The sequence below is a fragment of the Arthrospira sp. PCC 9901 genome (assembly GCF_059013425.1).
Window position 1 is genome coordinate 4,858,749 of record NZ_CP102296.1, and the last position, 16,301, is coordinate 4,875,049.

The 16,301-nt window shown below is 43.7% G+C and carries 12 protein-coding genes and 1 pseudogene; 6 read left to right on the forward strand and 7 right to left on the reverse strand.

Annotation, left to right across the window (positions count from 1 at the left end; all coding sequences use genetic code 11):
• Positions 1–41: 41 nt before the first annotated feature.
• From NLZ44_RS21540 to NLZ44_RS21555, 4 genes and pseudogenes are all read left to right on the forward strand, one after another.
• Positions 42–386: pseudogene (locus tag NLZ44_RS21540) on the forward strand (Uma2 family endonuclease); the annotation flags it as partial.
• 1,080 nt (positions 387–1,466) lie between these two features.
• Entirely contained in the window at positions 1,467–2,480 is a 1,014-nt protein-coding gene (locus NLZ44_RS21545) for an RNA-guided endonuclease InsQ/TnpB family protein (RefSeq protein WP_493751102.1), read from the forward strand.
• Positions 2,481–3,306: 826 nt separating this feature from the next.
• Positions 3,307–3,465 carry a hypothetical protein gene (locus NLZ44_RS21550; protein ID WP_493751103.1) on the forward strand — a complete coding sequence of 53 codons (159 nt, stop codon included), beginning with the start codon at positions 3,307–3,309 and terminating at the stop codon, positions 3,463–3,465.
• A 14-nt stretch (positions 3,466–3,479) separates the two neighbouring features.
• A complete protein-coding gene (locus NLZ44_RS21555; RefSeq protein WP_493751104.1) occupies positions 3,480–3,944 on the forward strand; it encodes a hypothetical protein in 465 nt (154 codons plus the stop codon).
• A 72-nt stretch (positions 3,945–4,016) separates the two neighbouring features.
• On the opposite strand, the gene NLZ44_RS21560 is transcribed toward NLZ44_RS21555, so the two are convergent.
• From NLZ44_RS21560 to NLZ44_RS21570, 3 genes are all read right to left on the reverse strand, one after another.
• The gene (locus tag NLZ44_RS21560) at positions 4,017–4,283 is read right to left on the reverse strand and encodes a gas vesicle protein GvpG (RefSeq protein WP_493751105.1); all 267 of its coding nucleotides are present in this window, start codon (positions 4,281–4,283) and stop codon (positions 4,017–4,019) included.
• A 15-nt stretch (positions 4,284–4,298) separates the two neighbouring features.
• Positions 4,299–5,033: a gas vesicle protein GvpF gene (gene gvpF, locus NLZ44_RS21565; RefSeq protein ID WP_493751106.1), complete on the reverse strand. Its 735-nt coding sequence runs from the start codon at positions 5,031–5,033 to the stop codon at positions 4,299–4,301.
• A gap of 115 nt (positions 5,034–5,148) precedes the next feature.
• Entirely contained in the window at positions 5,149–5,604 is a 456-nt protein-coding gene (locus tag NLZ44_RS21570) for a gas vesicle protein K (RefSeq protein WP_493751107.1), read from the reverse strand.
• 265 nt (positions 5,605–5,869) lie between these two features.
• On the opposite strand from NLZ44_RS21570, the gene NLZ44_RS21575 reads away from it, so the two are divergent.
• Together NLZ44_RS21575 and NLZ44_RS21580 are read left to right on the forward strand one after the other, a co-directional pair.
• Complete coding sequence (locus NLZ44_RS21575) at positions 5,870–7,351, forward strand: glycoside hydrolase family 13 protein (protein ID WP_493751108.1); 1,482 nt, start codon at positions 5,870–5,872, stop codon at positions 7,349–7,351.
• Positions 7,352–7,379: 28 nt separating this feature from the next.
• On the forward strand, positions 7,380–8,585 hold the full coding sequence (locus NLZ44_RS21580) for a M20 family metallopeptidase (RefSeq protein ID WP_493751109.1): 1,206 nt from the start codon (positions 7,380–7,382) through the stop codon (positions 8,583–8,585).
• Between the two features lie 36 nt (positions 8,586–8,621).
• Here NLZ44_RS21580 and NLZ44_RS21585 read toward each other — a convergent pair whose 3' ends face one another.
• The 4 genes from NLZ44_RS21585 to NLZ44_RS21600 all read right to left on the reverse strand — a co-directional run bounded on the left by NLZ44_RS21585 (position 8,622) and on the right by NLZ44_RS21600 (position 15,529).
• On the reverse strand, positions 8,622–9,209 hold the full coding sequence (locus NLZ44_RS21585; RefSeq protein WP_111893250.1) for a hypothetical protein: 588 nt from the start codon (positions 9,207–9,209) through the stop codon (positions 8,622–8,624).
• A gap of 3 nt (positions 9,210–9,212) precedes the next feature.
• Positions 9,213–9,455 carry a TIGR02450 family Trp-rich protein gene (locus NLZ44_RS21590; RefSeq protein ID WP_111893252.1) on the reverse strand — a complete coding sequence of 81 codons (243 nt, stop codon included), beginning with the start codon at positions 9,453–9,455 and terminating at the stop codon, positions 9,213–9,215.
• Positions 9,456–9,866: 411 nt separating this feature from the next.
• Entirely contained in the window at positions 9,867–10,343 is a 477-nt protein-coding gene (locus NLZ44_RS21595) for a hypothetical protein (protein WP_035759673.1), read from the reverse strand.
• A 422-nt stretch (positions 10,344–10,765) separates the two neighbouring features.
• Positions 10,766–15,529: a hypothetical protein gene (locus tag NLZ44_RS21600; RefSeq protein WP_493751110.1), complete on the reverse strand. Its 4,764-nt coding sequence runs from the start codon at positions 15,527–15,529 to the stop codon at positions 10,766–10,768.
• Positions 15,530–16,301 lie beyond the last annotated feature (772 nt).

The following is a 16,301-nucleotide window of genomic DNA, read 5'->3' on the forward strand; positions in this document are numbered from 1 at the left end:
TTCACAGATTAGCCCGACTCATCCAGTATGAGAAAATAACTATGGTTCAGCAAGTTTCCCCAACCGTAATTTATCCCGACAGTGACGGACAGCCGATGGCAGAAAATACCCAGCAATTCCAGTGGATTGTGGTAATTAAAGAAAACTTAGAAATTTTGTTTGCCCATCGGCCTGATGTGTTCGTGGCGGGAGATTTACTCTGGTATCCCGTGGAAGGGGATAATAAAACCCGTCAAGCTCCCGATGCCATGGTAGCCATAGGACGGCCCAAAGGTCATCGAGGTTCCTATCGACAGTGGGAGGAAGATAATATAGCGCCCCAGGTGGTGTTTGAAATTCTCTCACCGGGGAATCGTTTGGCGGAGCAAGAATTTAATCCAAGATTTGCTTTACATCTTAGGACAATAACGTACAATACCCCAAAGATTCGCAACTCAATAATGAGTATACGGTCAAACCCCAGACCATGCCAAATTTCCCTGACGACATACTCATCAAGTCGGATTCTTCATGGTAAAATCCAATCATGGTGCGAGACGTTTAGGAGTCAAATAAGGCTGCAATGCCTGAAATAACCTCCTAGTGGGACTTTCACCCCTTGGTGAAATATAAGGGACTCGTACCCTGACCATCCCATAACTGTTTATATGTCCCAACGTTTGGTATAGAAATATACAAAACAAGGCAGGGAACTCAAGGTCAAAACGCCCAACTGGAAATATTAATGATTCCTTAACAATTGCGTTGAGAGTAACGGCGATAGCCACCCCCAGTTTTGGGAATCATAACCCCAGGATTGAAGCGGGGAACGGAAGGCGTGAAGTAGAACCTACTACCAAATGCGACCACTGCCAACCATCCATGATTAGGGAAACCGAATGTCCGGCTTGAACCATCGTAATGATTTAGCAGCGAAACAGGTTGATACGCTGCGTTCAAAAGAGCAAGGGGAAAAGTAGGGTAATCATGACATCACCTACACAGACTTTTAAAAGTACCCCGGTGGAGAGGACAAATCTAAAGATGGAATGCCCGTATAAACGGAACGTTTAAACCCCTTTTAGGCTCTCAAGTGGCAGGATGTACCTGCGGAGTAGTGAAAGTGTAAGCGTATACCTTTAAGGGGAAAGGATGTGACTGAAAGCCAATGCCTAACTGTAATGGTTAGGATATGCCCACTAGTCACGGTGTGGATATAGAGACTGCGACAATTAGGAGTGTTTACGACGAAAGCGAGTTTAAACACTACGATGTTGTATTTAGCTCCAAAAGTTGAAATCACAAAAGCAGGGAGTCGTTACCCTGTTCCCGATGTCAAAAGGGGTATCCACATCAGGAGCCGTGTGATGTGAAAGTATCAAGCACGGTTTTGAATTGGAGTTGGGGAAGGCGACTTCCCTTTCGACCATAACCCTTACAAAGCTTTCCGGACAAAACTAAAACTCAATGACCGTCAAGCTACCTTGATGGCCAAACACGCGGGGTATGCTCGATTTGTGTTCAATTGGGGATTACACTTATGGAGGTCAGCTTATGAAGAGGGACTCAAGCCTAATATCAACTCCATTAAAAAGGTTTTTACTCATTATGTGAAACCTCAATATCCTTGGATGTCTGAATTGTCTTCTAAAGTTTATCAATATGCCTTCATTAATCTAGGGGATGCCTTTAAGCGCTTCTTCAAGGGAATAAGTAGTTATCCTAAATTTAAGAAGAAAGGCTACCATGATAGTTTTACGCTGGACAATTCCGGAAAGCCATTCAATCTGTCAGGAACTCGCCATAAGCTGCCTTTTGTGGGCTGGGTTTCTACATTTGAGGCTCTACCACCCAGTCTAGTTAAGAAAGTCACTATAACGCGCCAAGCAGGTGACTGGTATATGAGCTTTTTTGTAGAAACCACACCAGAAATCACACCGAAATTCCGAGAGAGAATCGGGGTTGACCTAGGAATTAACAATTTGGCGACTTGCTCCGATGGGACAAAATTCTCTAATCCCAAGGCTTATAAAGCAGCGACCAAAAAACTAGCCAGATTACAACGCCATTTAAGTCGCAAAGTCAAAGGCTCAAAAAATCGGGCTAAATGTCTCTTAAAAGTTCAAAAGCTACATCAAAGAGTAGCTAATATTCGCCGTGACACGATTCATAAAATAACTACTTTTTTGGCTAAAAACCACAGCCAAGTCGTCATTGAGGATTTGAATGTGTCTGGAATGTTGAAAAATCATTGTTTGGCGGGTTCTATCGCTGATGCTTCATTTTATGAGTTCCGTCGTCAACTAGGTTACAAGGCAGAACGTTATGGTTCAAAGTTGATTATTGCCGATAGATTTTATCCATCCAGTCAACTGTGTTCTAATTGCGGTTATCGTCAAAAAATGCCCCTAGTCCGTCGGACTTTTGAATGTCAGAACTGTGGCCTGAAGATTGATAGAGATTTGAACGCCAGTATAAATTTAGAAGTGCGAGACGTTTAGGAGTGAAATAAGGCTGCAATGCCTGAAATAACCTCCTAGAGGGAGATAGACTGACTCGACCAGTTTACCCCTTAACTGTATATATGTCCCAACGCTTAGGAAGTTGTGATTCTAAGCAAGGCAGGGAACTCAAGGTCAATCCCATTTTAAGAAATCGCAATATACCGTCCAAGTATTACCTAGGAGGAGTATTATAACTCACTTGGGGCGATTATGGGAAAGAGTAAAGGCGGTAGCCACCCCCAGTTTCAGAAATCACAAATCTGGGATTGAAGCGGGGAACGGAAGGCGTGATGTAGAACCTACTACTATAGGCGACCACTGCCAACCATCCATGATTAGGGAAACCGAATGTCTGGCCTGAACCATCGTCATTATAAAGTAGCGAAATAGGTTGACACGCTGCGCTCAAAAGAGTAAGGGGAAAAGTAGGAGTCTTTCTATACTACCTACACAGACCTTTAAATGTACCCCGGTGGATAGGACAAATCTAAAGATGGAATGCCCATATATACGGAACGTTTAAACCCCTATTGGGCTCTCTGCGAGTACATCTCGTAGAGTAGTGAAAAGTGTAAGCGCATGCCCATAAGGGGAAAGGATGTGACTGAAAGCCAATGCCTAACTGTAATGGTTGGGATATGCCCACTAGTCACGGTGTGGATATAGAGACTGCGACAAGTAAGAGTGCTTATGACGTGAGCGAGTTTAAAGACTACGTGGTGTATATAGCTCCCAAAGTTGAGGTCATAAAGCAGGGGGTAGTAACCCTGTTCCTACTGATAATAGGGTGTTCACATCAGGAGCCGTGTGCTGGGAAACTCGCATGCACGGTTTTGAATTGGAGTTGGAGGGGGCGACCTCTCTTTCGACCATACCAAATCGCCTGGTTCCGACGATTACACTTGTGGACGGGGTGCTGCCGACAGTCCCGGACGAAGCCAGAAATAAACATCAATATCGGGCTATGTCCGGTTTTGTTTAAGTTTTATAGAGCAGATGAACCGGAAATTTAAGTTTTATGAGCCCTGCGGGGTGGAAGAATATTATATATATGACCCGGAACGTTTGGATTTGGCAGGATGGCGGCGTGGTGAGAGTGGGTTAGAAATGATTGAGGAAATGTCTGGTTGGGTGAGTCCTCGCCTCCAGATTCGCTTTGAATTTCCGCCCACGGGTTTAGAGTTGTATTATCCCGATGGTCGTCGTTTTTTGACATCTGTAGAGTTACACCAACAAGCGGAAGCGGCACAGCAACAAGCCCAAGAGTCAGAAGAACGGGCGCGGCGGGCCGAAGAAGAATTAGCGGCGGAAAAATTGCGATCGCAACGTCTCGCCGAACAGCTAAAACGCTTAGGCATTGACCCCGACTCACAGGTATCAACTATAAGCCTCCTAGGGTGCGTCAGAGCGAATAAATTAGGATTTCAACAATCATCTTCTCGACTGACGCACCATCACTGAAGCACTACACATTTCTAATCTCAAGAAAAGCCGATAGATGGGCGCGGGCACGTTGCCCAAAAAAAACGATAATTATTCATCATCATCTGATGCTAACTCCGACTGTCGCTGAGACTCTTCTAGGGCGATAATTTCTTGTAATAACTGTTCCTCTTGTTCCTCGAAATCTTCCTCGGAAATATCGCCCATATCATAGGCTAATTGAAGAGCCAAAAGACGCTTATTTAAATTGTCTTTATCGTCTAGTTCAGCCTCAGCGCGTTCTAAGATTTGTTCACCTATCCATACAATACCATCCAGGGGAGCGGTCAGAGGGGCGAGTAATAATCGTAAAACCATAGATTTATCCTCTCATTAATCAAGTTGTGTGAAATTATAGGGAGCCGTAAAATTATTATAGCGAATCCTCAGCCGTTTGGGAAAGTAATTGTCGATTTCCTCCACCTTCTGACTAAACTTTTCTTCACCATTCCAAGGAATTAAATAGGCGGCGTTATAAATCATTAAATCCGTCATAGATTCATTTTCTACATAATCTAAAGCCAAGGGAATTAAGCCATCTTGAAAAGCGGTGATAATCTCATTTTTGCGGTCTAAAATTTCCGACTCTATCTCCCTACCAATAGCAATCACTTCATCCATACTGAGGGGTTTGCCTTCCAGGCGATCGCGTCTTTCTCTCAGGTCTTGATTTTCCTCCATTAAAGCATTAAGTTCAGCGGTTTCATCCCAAAAAACCTTCACCCCCACCTCGCGATTACCCGCCAACTTAACGAACAGTTCTTTCAGTCTTTCATGATAAGGATTAACTAACTGTTTAGCTACCGCATCCCAATCAGAAACAATCAAGCCAAATTGCAAAGGTAGTATCGTCCTATATCCCTCCTGCATCATGGCTTCTAACACCTTTTCATGACCTAGCAAATTCCTACGGCTGGCTAAATACCGTTCCTGTTGCGCCTCGGAATACAGAAAAATAAACCCATCAATTTCATGAGTATAAACGGGCTGATTATCTAAGCCTTGCAAATGCCAAGACTTCAGCTTAGTTTTAGGTAAAATCCCGTACAAATACAGACTGTAACTCATATTAGTAACTCATAAAAAAGCAATTATCAGCAGTCTAGCACCTATCACTAGCACCCCATCCCCAAAAACCTGCCCATGGCAGAACTTTGGGTCATCCGTAGGCTATAATAGACCCTTATGATAGGGGCCTTGATGTTAGCACCAATCTCAGCTTGGCATGAATCAGGTTAATTTGGGCTAAACCCAGATCAACACTTCCCTCTACCACTATACCCGTATTCAGAAGGCGATCGAGAAGTTCCAAGATCGAGGGATTTTCCGAGGAGACCCCTGGGTAATAGCCACCGGACTTAGGGAGAAGGGAACCCAACTCCGACAGTTCGATATTCAAGTCTGCTGGGTCGATATCAAAAATTTCGCATAGCTCCAACACTTGCGCCTCCAATTTACGCAGACTTTCCGCCGCGCGGTCAAGTTCTTCATCTGTCAGGGTATCAGCTTCCATGCGCCGGATAACTTGCGCTTCCATCAACTGGCGGATTAATTCAACCACGGTGAGGAGTAGGGGGGCTAAACCTGCATCCTTACCAGATGATTTCGGAACCAGGGCTGTTTCTTCTGGACTTGACACTTGTGATTCTCATTGAGGTTCGGCCTGGTGTCAATCCTAGCAGATAGGAGATACTATCCGCAATGCACAACTAGCCCAATTATGCCCAAATTTATCTGATGTTCACAGTCTCAGAGCCACCAGATCACAATTTGACCACTAACTACTATGGTATTATGGTTATCGTGCGTCATATTTAGGTTCAAATATTTTCATAAGTGGCTGCATAAGTGACTTAGCAATTGATACGCCCTAAATATATATTGGTGTTTTCCAAATCGTAACCATGACAATTTACACTCCAGACTGGGTAAAACATTCGGTATTTTATCAAATTTTTCCTGACCGTTTTGCCCAAAACAAATTACCTCGACCCTCAGTTATTAGTCATCCTAAGTGGGAAGATTGGCACAAACCACCGACTTTACAGGGGTATAAAGGCGGTAACTTGTGGGGGGTAATTGAACAACTCGACTATCTGCAAGATTTGGGGATTAATGCGATTTATTTTACCCCCATATTTCAATCAGCCAGTAACCATCGCTACCATACCCATGACTATTATCAAGTTGACCCAATTTTAGGCGGTAATCAAGCCCTGCGAGCATTGATAGATGCTGCCCATAGTCGCGAGATTAAAATCGTCCTAGATGGGGTTTTTAACCATGCTAGTCGAGGCTTTTTCTTCTTTAATGATATCCTAGAAAACGGCCCTAATTCTCCTTGGTTAGACTGGTTTAAGGTGGAAAACTGGCCTCTGTCTGCCTATGATGGTAGTCAACCCGCCAATTATGTCGGTTGGATGAATAACCGGGCTTTACCGGAATTTAATCATGAGCATCCAGATGTGCGTGAATATATTATGGCGATCGCCGAATATTGGATTAACTTTGGTATAGACGGCTGGCGTTTAGACGTTCCTTTTGAAATAGAAACACCCGGATTTTGGCAAGAATTTCGCAGTCGTGTCAAAGCCTGTAACCCAGAAGCCTATATCGTCGGAGAAGTGTGGACAGATGCCCGTCAGTGGCTCGATGGCAGCCAATTTGATGGCGTAATGAACTATCTATTTACCGGACCTACCATCGCCTTTACAGCCCAATCCAGAGTCCGTAGAGAATTAGTAGAAGCGCCTTCTTATTATCCCTATCCTCCCCTTTCCGCCGCCGAATATAGCAGTAAAATCCAGGAACTTCTCGCCCTCTATCCTTGGGAGATTCAACTCACTCAACTTAACCTACTTAATAGCCACGATGTCGCCCGTTTAATTACCATAGTTCAGGAAGATCAAGCCAGCGTTAAACTCGCTACCTTACTATTATTAACCTTCCCGGGGGCTCCCAGTATATATTATGGTGATGAAGTCGGTTTACCAGGAGAATTTGACCCCGATTGTCGTCGTGGTTTCCCGCCCCAAGAAAAATGGGATTTAGACTTACTAGAATACCACAAAAATCTCATCACCCTCCGCCATAAATACCCGGCTCTCAGAATCGGGAATTATCAAGTTATCTTCGCCCAAGATCTAGTTTATAGCTTTGCCAGAATTTTAACCACCAATTCCCCGGAAGGTCAGGAAGAATTAATCATCACAGTTAATAGTAGCTTAGAATCTGCTACAATTAATATACCAGTTCCCCAACTCACCACTAAACCTGAAAGAGTTGTCTATGGAAATTGTACCGCCCGCTGGCTTAATTTAGAGGGAGAGAATCATCTGGAACTGATATTACCCCCTCGCAGTGGTTGTATTCTAGCCAACCGTTAAAACTCTGCCTGATCAGCCTATTATTGCCATGAGTAAACAGCAAAACTCCATCCTCACTGAAATCAAAGACCTCACCAATTCCCTATATCCCCGTTTAGTAGAAATTCGTCGTCACATTCATGCACACCCAGAACTTAGCGGTCAAGAATATCAAACCTCTGCATATATAGCGGGGGTATTATCTTCCTGTGGGTTGCACATTCAAGAAGCGGTAGGAAAAACCGGAGTAGTAGGGGAATTAAAAGGAACTGGTAACCATCATCAATGGTTAGCAATTCGTACTGATATGGATGCCCTCCCTATTCAAGAATTAACTAACCTAGAATATGCCTCTCGTCATCCCGGCGTAATGCACGCTTGTGGGCATGATGTACATACTACGGTAGGATTAGGTACAGCGATGGTTTTATCACGCCTACAGGACTCGCTACCGGGGGCTGTGCGATTCTTATTTCAACCGGCTGAAGAAATCGCTAGGGGTTCCACTTGGATGGTAGAAGATGGGGTAATGAATGACGTTATATCTATCTTGGGATTGCACGTTTTTCCGACTATTACGGCGGGGTGTATTGGCATTAGAGTAGGGGCATTAACAGCGGCGGCGGATGATTTAGAATTGACTATTTTGGGAGAGTCTGGACATGGTGCGCGTCCCCATGAAGCCATTGATGCAATTTGGATCGCCGCCCAAGTAATTACGACTCTACAACAGGCAATTAGTCGCACTCATAACCCCCTTAGACCAGTGGTATTAACTATTGGTCAAATTACTGGCGGACGTGCTTCTAATGTGATTGCGGATCAGGTAAAATTATTGGGAACAGTGCGATCGCTTCATCAATCAACCTATGAAACTTTACCCGCATGGATAGAGAACATAGTAGCTAATGTTTGTCAAACCTATGGGGCTAAGTATCAAATGAACTATCGCCGGGGTGTTCCCAGTGTGCAGAATGATCCAGCCTTAACTCAATTAATCGAAGCCTCAGTTAGGGAAGCCTGGGGAAATGAAAGTGTAGAAATTCTCCCGGAACCTTCTCTGGGTGCGGAAGATTTTTCGGTGTATTTAAATTATGCACCGGGCGCAATGTTTCGCCTAGGAATAGGACAACCAGACCAACCAAATTATCCCCTACATCACCCTAAGTTTCAGGTAGATGAATCAGCAATTAAAACCGGAGTAGTTACCCTAGCTTATTCAGCTTATCAGTTTTGGCAAAAGCGTTGTCAATAAGACCATAGCCACCAATTTACCTATGGTCTATTTTGATTATTCATCTTGGGGTGATGGATGTTCTAGGGTCTGTTTCGCCTGTTTAATTTGATCAAAGAGGGTCGCGCGCGATCGCACAGATTTCTCCATAATTAAGCGATCGATGCCATACTTAGCCTTGAGTTGATCTCGAACCTCCTTAGATACAGGTTCAGGGGGCGCTTGAAAATCCGCGGCTGTATACACCGGAAGCCGCGACCCCAAAACTTCAATAGGCATATCAGGAAGTCTAACCAAAAAATATTCTCGTCGCCTGCGAATAGTTTGGGCGCGGTTTTCCATTTCGGTCAGAATTGCCATCACCTGAGACAAATCATGAGATACCATCGCCATTTGTACCTCAACATCTCCCAGGGGAATTTTTAAGGCCTGCGCCCTTTCTAGCACATCTGGCGGCAAATGTTCCAAACTAGGGGGGTTAATCGCCGCCTCTATATGGGCTAGAGTATTCCTAATCTTCTCCTCAACTTCCCTAACCTGTAGAATTTTAGCCTGTTCGGGAGGAACATGATCAACCATATTCTTTAGTTCACTGGTGACAGCTTCTAATTGAGCGATCGCCTGTTGAATATAGCTATAATCCATATATCAATCTCCATCATCAAGTTCTTGGGTAGACTGCCACCCAGGTTCCCACAGATTACGATCTTTAAGCTGTTTAGCATTCAACCAAAATCTAACCGTCGGGTCACAGGAAGCCACCAACTCCGCAAAAACCAACTGACCCTGATTTTTACGGTTAACCACCTGAAAATGTCGCCATCCCCAAGTTTTTTGGGTAGCCGTCCATTTAGAACCCACCAGATAGGGAAATTTTGTCTTTTTCCGCATTACCAGTCCATATTCTTAATTCCTGATTCTGCCATAAATTTTCACCAGACAACACCCCACCCACACAGAACATAATTCAACCGTGACCTATCATCCAAGTTTTTCGGGGTATACTCTCCTCCAGTGTCCGCTATTAGGGGAATCAAACAATCCCCAAAAATTCACCGATTTTTCCTTGACAAATAACCTAACTTGACCTATACTTAGAGAATGGGAATCCGTGGCGGCATATATATGGCTTTTTTGAGTGTACTATTAAAGTCTACTGTTAAAATTAAACCCAGGCGAGTCATTACCCATAAAATTGGGAATTGCAGTTAGCGACATTCCCACAAATGTCCTCAGCAAAAAAAGGGGAATTCATCAATTACCCCCATATATTTCCCAAGTCATAATTTCCATTTAAGATGATTACCGAGCAAAAACCCCCACCCCGTAATAGCAGGTTGAAGCATTACAGTTAGCCATGGTTACCTCAACCTTAAATCGACCACTCCATTTGGGGTCAACTTCTACCATTGGGTAGTCATCAAGGGCGGTATCAGAGTCAATCAGATTGTTATTTTCATCATAAAGCGATAAGTCTATATCTCGACAATCTTCATCACAAACGCCGACCAGAATGTAAGATGAACCCGAATTTAAGTTCAGGTAGAGATAATCCTTTTGGTTATGACCAATATCACCCAAATATGGTTCATGACTAAGCTGATAACTCCCCGAAATTCCCAAAGCCACTCCCGCTTGCATCAATTGTTGACGCACTTGTTGAACGAAGCGGTTATCTGAAGCCGCACCAGGTAGCCCTAGGGTAATTGCCATAGCAATACTGATGGCTAAAGTGCTGTAACTTGCCACATTACGTGATGGTTTGAATCTTAGTTTCATATAGGCTCGACTAAGTATATGAGGTGGATTAACTCGATTATATCCTCTCCCTCTTATTGGCAAGTAAAGGGGGTTACTTTTTAATGAAAATTTAATCATTTTGGCTATGGTCAAGTCATGGCAAAATATATCCTGTCCCAGGGTGCGGCTCTCAATTATTGACACAGTGATAAAATGCGATCGCCTTTGACGGTAGACCCTCCACCAGTCAGTTAGGGGAACCAAACAAATCCCCAAAATCCCCCCATTTTTCCTTGACAAATCTCCGAACTTGACCTATACTTAGAGAATGGGAATCCGTGCCGACATATATATCGCTTTTCTGGGACTTTTCCATGTCAAAGTCGGAGCAGTTAGCGAACCACCCCGACACCATTAATTAATCAGCCAGCCAGTCTACTTATTAATCAGTTTTAGCAACTTCAAGCCAGACTCCCGACCCCCTCCACAAACCGAAAGATACTACTATCTTCCAAGTTCAAACTCGTCACACCCTCAATAATACCGACAATTTTATCAGTCTCGCCAATTTGGTAAATAGCAGTAGCATTAGTAAATCCCAGGGGTAAATCCCCTATGCGATAGTTAGTAGCATTACCCAACAAAACCATCACATCTTGATTCATCTCCCAATCAGCCACCACAGTATAACCCTCACCGGGAAGCATCACAAAAGTATCATTTCCCTCTCCCCCATTCAACGTATCAATTCCCTCGGAACCCCCATACAAGATATCATTCCCCTTATCACCAAACAACAGAGAATTACCCTCACCCGCCACTAGAGTATCATGACCTTGACCGCCATAGAGAGTATCACCAGAGCTACCACCAAACAGGATATCATCATCCTTATTTCCCAACAAAGCGTCACGACCGGAACCCCCAACTAAAGTATCATTTCCCTGACCCCCAAATAGGGTATTATTTCCCTGGCGTGCATCCAGGAAATCATCCCCTTCAAAACCTAGTAAAGTTTCATCAGAATCACTACCCATAATCACATCATCCCCATCACTACCAAACCACTGATTAGGGAAAGGTTGAGTAATCGAGTTATTAGCAGAAAGTGGCGGCGCTTCCGGTATTGCAGGTATCACCTCACCCACATCAACCAGTAAATTAATCGGTTCCATGACTGGGGGTTCCGGTTCACTCACAGTTTCCGTATCCTCGGAAGCCTCAGGAGAACTCACAGAAGGAAAACTCGGAAATTGAATCGGCACAAAAATCGGTTGTTCAAAGACTTCGGGTTCCTCAACAACTAGTTCGGTTTCCGGCTCCTCAACAATAGGTTCTGGTTCGGTTTCCGTTTCCGGTTCCTCAACAATAGGTTCGGTTTCCGGTTCCTCAACAATAGGTTCTGGTTCGGGTTCGGTTTCCGGTTCCTCAACAATAGGTTCGGTTTCCGGTTCCTCAACAATAGGTTCTGGTTCTGGTTCCGTTTCCGGTTCCTCAACAATAGGTTCTGGTTCTGGTTCCGTTTCCGGTTCCTCAACAATAGGTTCTGGTTCTGGTTCCGTTTCCGGCTCCTCAACAATAGGTTCTGGTTCGGTTTCCGTTTCCGGTTCCGGTTCGGGTTCGGTTTCCGGTTCCTCAACAATAGGTTCTGGTTCTGGTTCCGGTTCGGGTTCCGTATCATTTAAGATTGCTGCCCGGGGAGGGTCAATAGCCAGAGTATAGTCATGATTTGTCGCTCCGTCGGAGCCATAAACCTGAACATAATAAGTTCCGGCTTCGAGTCCTTTTAAACTAATGCCCCAAACATCACTACTGGCAGTCCCAATCAAGACTTCCTCAGCATCATACAGGGCAAAATTCAGGTTTTCACCAGACCCTGAGGCAAGAATTGAAACATAATCAGAATCATAATTATACTTTCCTCCGGTATCACCTATCTCAAACTTGAACCAGTCGGAATCTTCAGAATGAATACTCAAACCACTCCAGGAATGGGGTACTGTATAATAACCAATCCATGTATTATACATAGAAATTTTTGACAGAAAGCCCAAATCCGTCGCAGTTTCAATGCTATCGTTAGGTTCAAACCTGTCTGGGAATGCCTCTAGGGGAGCCTGAATATTGATGCTATATTCAGGGTTAATTGCTCTGTCCTGACCATAGACATGAACATGATAAGTTCCGGCTTCGAGTCCGTTTAAACTAAGACTAATACCATTCCAAATCCAAACATCACTACTAGAAGCATCAATCAAGACTCCTTCAGCATCATAAAGGTCAAAATTCAGGCGGTCAACAGAGTTTGATTGAATCGAAACATAATCCTGTATTTGTCCAGTATTAGTCATCTCGAACTTGAACCAGTCCGAGTCTCCAGAATTAATACTCAAACCACTCCAGGTGGAAGGAGATTCCACAAACCCGTAGTCGCCGTAATCGCCGTAATCGTTGTAATAACTGCTACTATCCCTTGGCTGTAATCCTAAATCAGTAGCTGTTTCAATACTATCGTTGGGTTCAAATTTATCTGGAATCTCAGCCAAGGGAACATTGATATTAAGCCTATAGTTATTAGTGACTCCCTCATCTCCATAAACCTGAACATGGTAATTTCCGGCTTCTAGTCCCTCTAAACTAATCCTATTTGAATCATCACTACTGGAAGTCTCAATCAAGACTCCTTCAGCATCATAAAGGGCAAAATTAAGATGGTCAACAGAGTATGAAGAACCAACTGATACCCAATGATTAGCTTTTCCGATTTTAGCCATCTCAAATTTGAACCAGTCCGAGTCTTCATTATGAATACTGAGATCATGCCAATAATTCTGTTGAGATAATAAGCCTAAATCAGTGGCAGTTTCCAGGCTATCGTTAGGTTCAAATTCATCTTCGATAATATCCCTAGGTTCAAATTTGTCGGGTGTTGGGCTCGATGGACCATGGATCGTGAGCTCATAGATAGGGTTAGTGACTCCCTCGTCTGCATAAACCTGAACATGATAAGCTCCAGCTTCTAGTCCCTCTAAACTAATATACTCCCAATCATCACTACTGGAAGTCTCAATCAAGACTCCCTCAGCGTCATACAGCGCTAAATTAAGACTGTAGTAATTACCAAACCAGTAACCAAGTGATACAGAATGACCAGCTTTTCCGGTTTGAGGCATCTCAAACTTAAACCAATCTGAGTCTTCAGTATGAATACTGAGACCATACCAGGTATTCCATTCTTTAGATAGCAAGCCTAAATCTGTGGCAGTTTCGATGCTATCATTGGGCTCAAATTCGTCTGGGAAAACCAATAATATAGCTTTAATACCCAAATTATATTTATGGTTCGTTGCTCCGTCCTCACCATAGACCTGAACATGATAAGTTCCCGCGTCAAGTCCCTTTAAACTAATGCCTTTCCAAACATCACTACTGGAAGTATTAATCAAGACTCCTTCAGCATCATACAGGGAGAAATTTAGGGGGTCACCAGACACTGAGGAATCAATGAAAACATAATCATAATTTCCTCCAGTATCAGTCATCTCGAACTTGAACCAGTCCGAATCTCCAGAATGAATACTCATATCACTCCAGATGAAAGCACTGTAATCCATATCACCATAGTCACTAGGCACACAGGGATCGTCGTGTGGCTGTAATTTTAAATCTGTGGCAGTTTCGATACTATCATTGGGTTCAAATCGATCTGGGGTCATCTCCTCTGGGGTCATCTCCGAGGGAGCATCGATAAAAAGTCTATAGAAAGGAATAATGACTCCCTCATCTCCATAAACCTGAACATGGTAAGTTCCGGCTTCTAGTCCCTTCAAACTAATGCCTTTCCTCACATCACTACTGGAAGTATTAATCAAGACTCCCTCAGCATCATACAGAGAGAAATTTAGGGGGTCATCGTACTCGGAAATAATTGATAGGACATTATAAGCTCTTCCGGTTTGAGCGATCGCAAACTTAAACCAGTCGGAGTCTCCCTCATGAATACTGAGACTAGACCAGTAATTCCATTCAGATAGTAAGCCTAAATCGGTGGCGGTTTCCAGACTATCGTTGGACTCAAATTTATCTGGGGTGATAGTTATGTACGAGGGAGCGTTGATATCAAGGCTATAGTCAGGGTTAGTAATACCTTCATCTCCATAAACCTGAATATGGTAAGTTCCGGCTTTTAGTCCCTCCAAACTAATGCTCTCGGCATCATCACTACTGGAAGTCTCAATCCAGACTCCCTCAGCATCATACAGAGAGAAATTTAGGGGGTTATCGTACTCGGAAATAATTGATACATAATCATCAGATTTTCCGCGATTTGCGATCGCAAACTTAAACCAGTCGGAGTCTCCCTCATGAATACTGAGACTAGACCAGTAATTCCATTCAGATAGTAAGCCTAAATCGGTGGCGGTTTCCAGACTATCGTTGGACTCAAATTTATCTGGGGTGATAGTTATGTACGAGGGAGCGTTGATATCAAGGCTATAGTCAGGGTTAGTAATACCTTCATCTCCATAAACCTGAATATGGTAAGTTCCGGCTTTTAGTCCCTCCAAACTAATGCTCTCGGCATCATCACTACTGGAAGTCTCAATCCAGACTCCCTCAGCATCATACAGAGAGAAATTTAGGGGGTTATCGTACTCGGAAATAATTGATACATAATCATCAGATTTTCCGCGATTTGCGATCGCAAACTTAAACCAGTCGGAGTCTCCCTCATGAATACTGAGACTAGACCAGTAATTCCATTCAGATAGTAAGCCTAAATCGGTGGCGGTTTCCAGACTATCGTTGGACTCAAATTTATCTGGGGTGATAGTTATGTACGAGGGAGCGTTGATATCAAGGCTATAGTCAGGGTTAGTAATACCTTCATCTCCATAAACCTGAACATGGTAAGTTCCGGCTTCTAGTCCCTCCCAACTAATGCTCTCGGCATCATCACTACTGGAAGTCTCAATCAAGACTCCCTCAGCATCATACAGAGAGAAATTTAGGGAGTCATCGTACTCGGAAATAATTGATACATAATCATCAGATTGTCCGCGATTTGCGATCGCAAACTTAAACCAGTCCGAGTCTCCCTCATGAATACTGAGACTAGACCAGTAATTCCATTCAGATAGTAAGCCTAAATCGGTCGCGGTTTCGAGACTATCATTAGGTTCAAATTCATCTGGGATGATATTGTTGACAGCTTCATCAGGCATTTTAATTTCTCCATGAAACGAAATGTATTTAATGTCTATTCGTCCCCTCAGTCACGGTGATGGGTATACTTGAGAAATCGGACACGACAAACCCGACTCAAGATTTCCTTAAACTTCTACCCTGAGTCACGTTTTTTATATAGATTCAACCGCTGGTTTCTTTGCTGTTAGCAGGAGATGTGGTAGGTATTGATTCACCCCCACCCATAACCCAAGAGGGTTCCGACTTCGATCGCTGTTTCTCTACTTGTTTCTCAAAAGCACGCCGTCTACCAAATTGGTTTGATTATCAGTAGATTAGCTTGATTATATCCTATCAATCCAGTTGGGAAGTTATCCGATGAATTTTTAAGGAAAATTTAATCATTTAGGCTATGGTAAAGTCATGGGAAAATCTATGCTGTCCCAGGGTGCGGCTCTCAATTATTGACACAGTGATAAAGTGCGATCGCCTTTCCCGTAGACCCTCCACCAGTACCCCCAGTTAGGGGAACCCAAAAAATCCCCAAAAATCCCCCCATTTTTCCTTGACAAATCCCCGAACTTGACCTATACTTAGAGAATGGGAATCCGTGCCGACATATATATGGTATTTTAGGGGGTTTGTCGGTGGTAAGGAAAAGCGAAAAGGTTTGTTAACAGTGGTGAAAGGGCGATCGCCTTGAGGAGAAGAGGGGAAGGGGAGAAGGGGTAGAGATAGCGATCGCCCGAAAAGAAACGGTTGTGTGGTTGTTGATGGTTAGGTAGTGGGAGAGGGGGCTAGTGGCAGTGA

What these genes read in the sequence shown, in the direction of transcription:
- NLZ44_RS21550 (WP_493751103.1), top strand. Translation starts at nt 3,307, where the DNA reads ATGCACGGTTTTGAATTGGAGTTGGAGGGGGCGACCTCTCTTTCGACC.
- NLZ44_RS21580 (WP_493751109.1), top strand. Translation starts at nt 7,380, where the DNA reads ATGAGTAAACAGCAAAACTCCATCCTCACTGAAATCAAAGACCTCACC.
- NLZ44_RS21590 (WP_111893252.1), bottom strand. Translation starts at nt 9,455, where the DNA reads ATGCGGAAAAAGACAAAATTTCCCTATCTGGTGGGTTCTAAATGGACG.
- NLZ44_RS21575 (WP_493751108.1), top strand. Translation starts at nt 5,870, where the DNA reads ATGACAATTTACACTCCAGACTGGGTAAAACATTCGGTATTTTATCAA.
- NLZ44_RS21555 (WP_493751104.1), top strand. Translation starts at nt 3,480, where the DNA reads ATGAACCGGAAATTTAAGTTTTATGAGCCCTGCGGGGTGGAAGAATAT.
- NLZ44_RS21595 (WP_035759673.1), bottom strand. Translation starts at nt 10,343, where the DNA reads ATGAAACTAAGATTCAAACCATCACGTAATGTGGCAAGTTACAGCACT.
- gvpF (WP_493751106.1), bottom strand. Translation starts at nt 5,033, where the DNA reads ATGAGTTACAGTCTGTATTTGTACGGGATTTTACCTAAAACTAAGCTG.
- NLZ44_RS21560 (WP_493751105.1), bottom strand. Translation starts at nt 4,283, where the DNA reads ATGGTTTTACGATTATTACTCGCCCCTCTGACCGCTCCCCTGGATGGT.
- NLZ44_RS21545 (WP_493751102.1), top strand. Translation starts at nt 1,467, where the DNA reads ATGGCCAAACACGCGGGGTATGCTCGATTTGTGTTCAATTGGGGATTA.
- NLZ44_RS21600 (WP_493751110.1), bottom strand. Translation starts at nt 15,529, where the DNA reads ATGCCTGATGAAGCTGTCAACAATATCATCCCAGATGAATTTGAACCT.
- NLZ44_RS21585 (WP_111893250.1), bottom strand. Translation starts at nt 9,209, where the DNA reads ATGGATTATAGCTATATTCAACAGGCGATCGCTCAATTAGAAGCTGTC.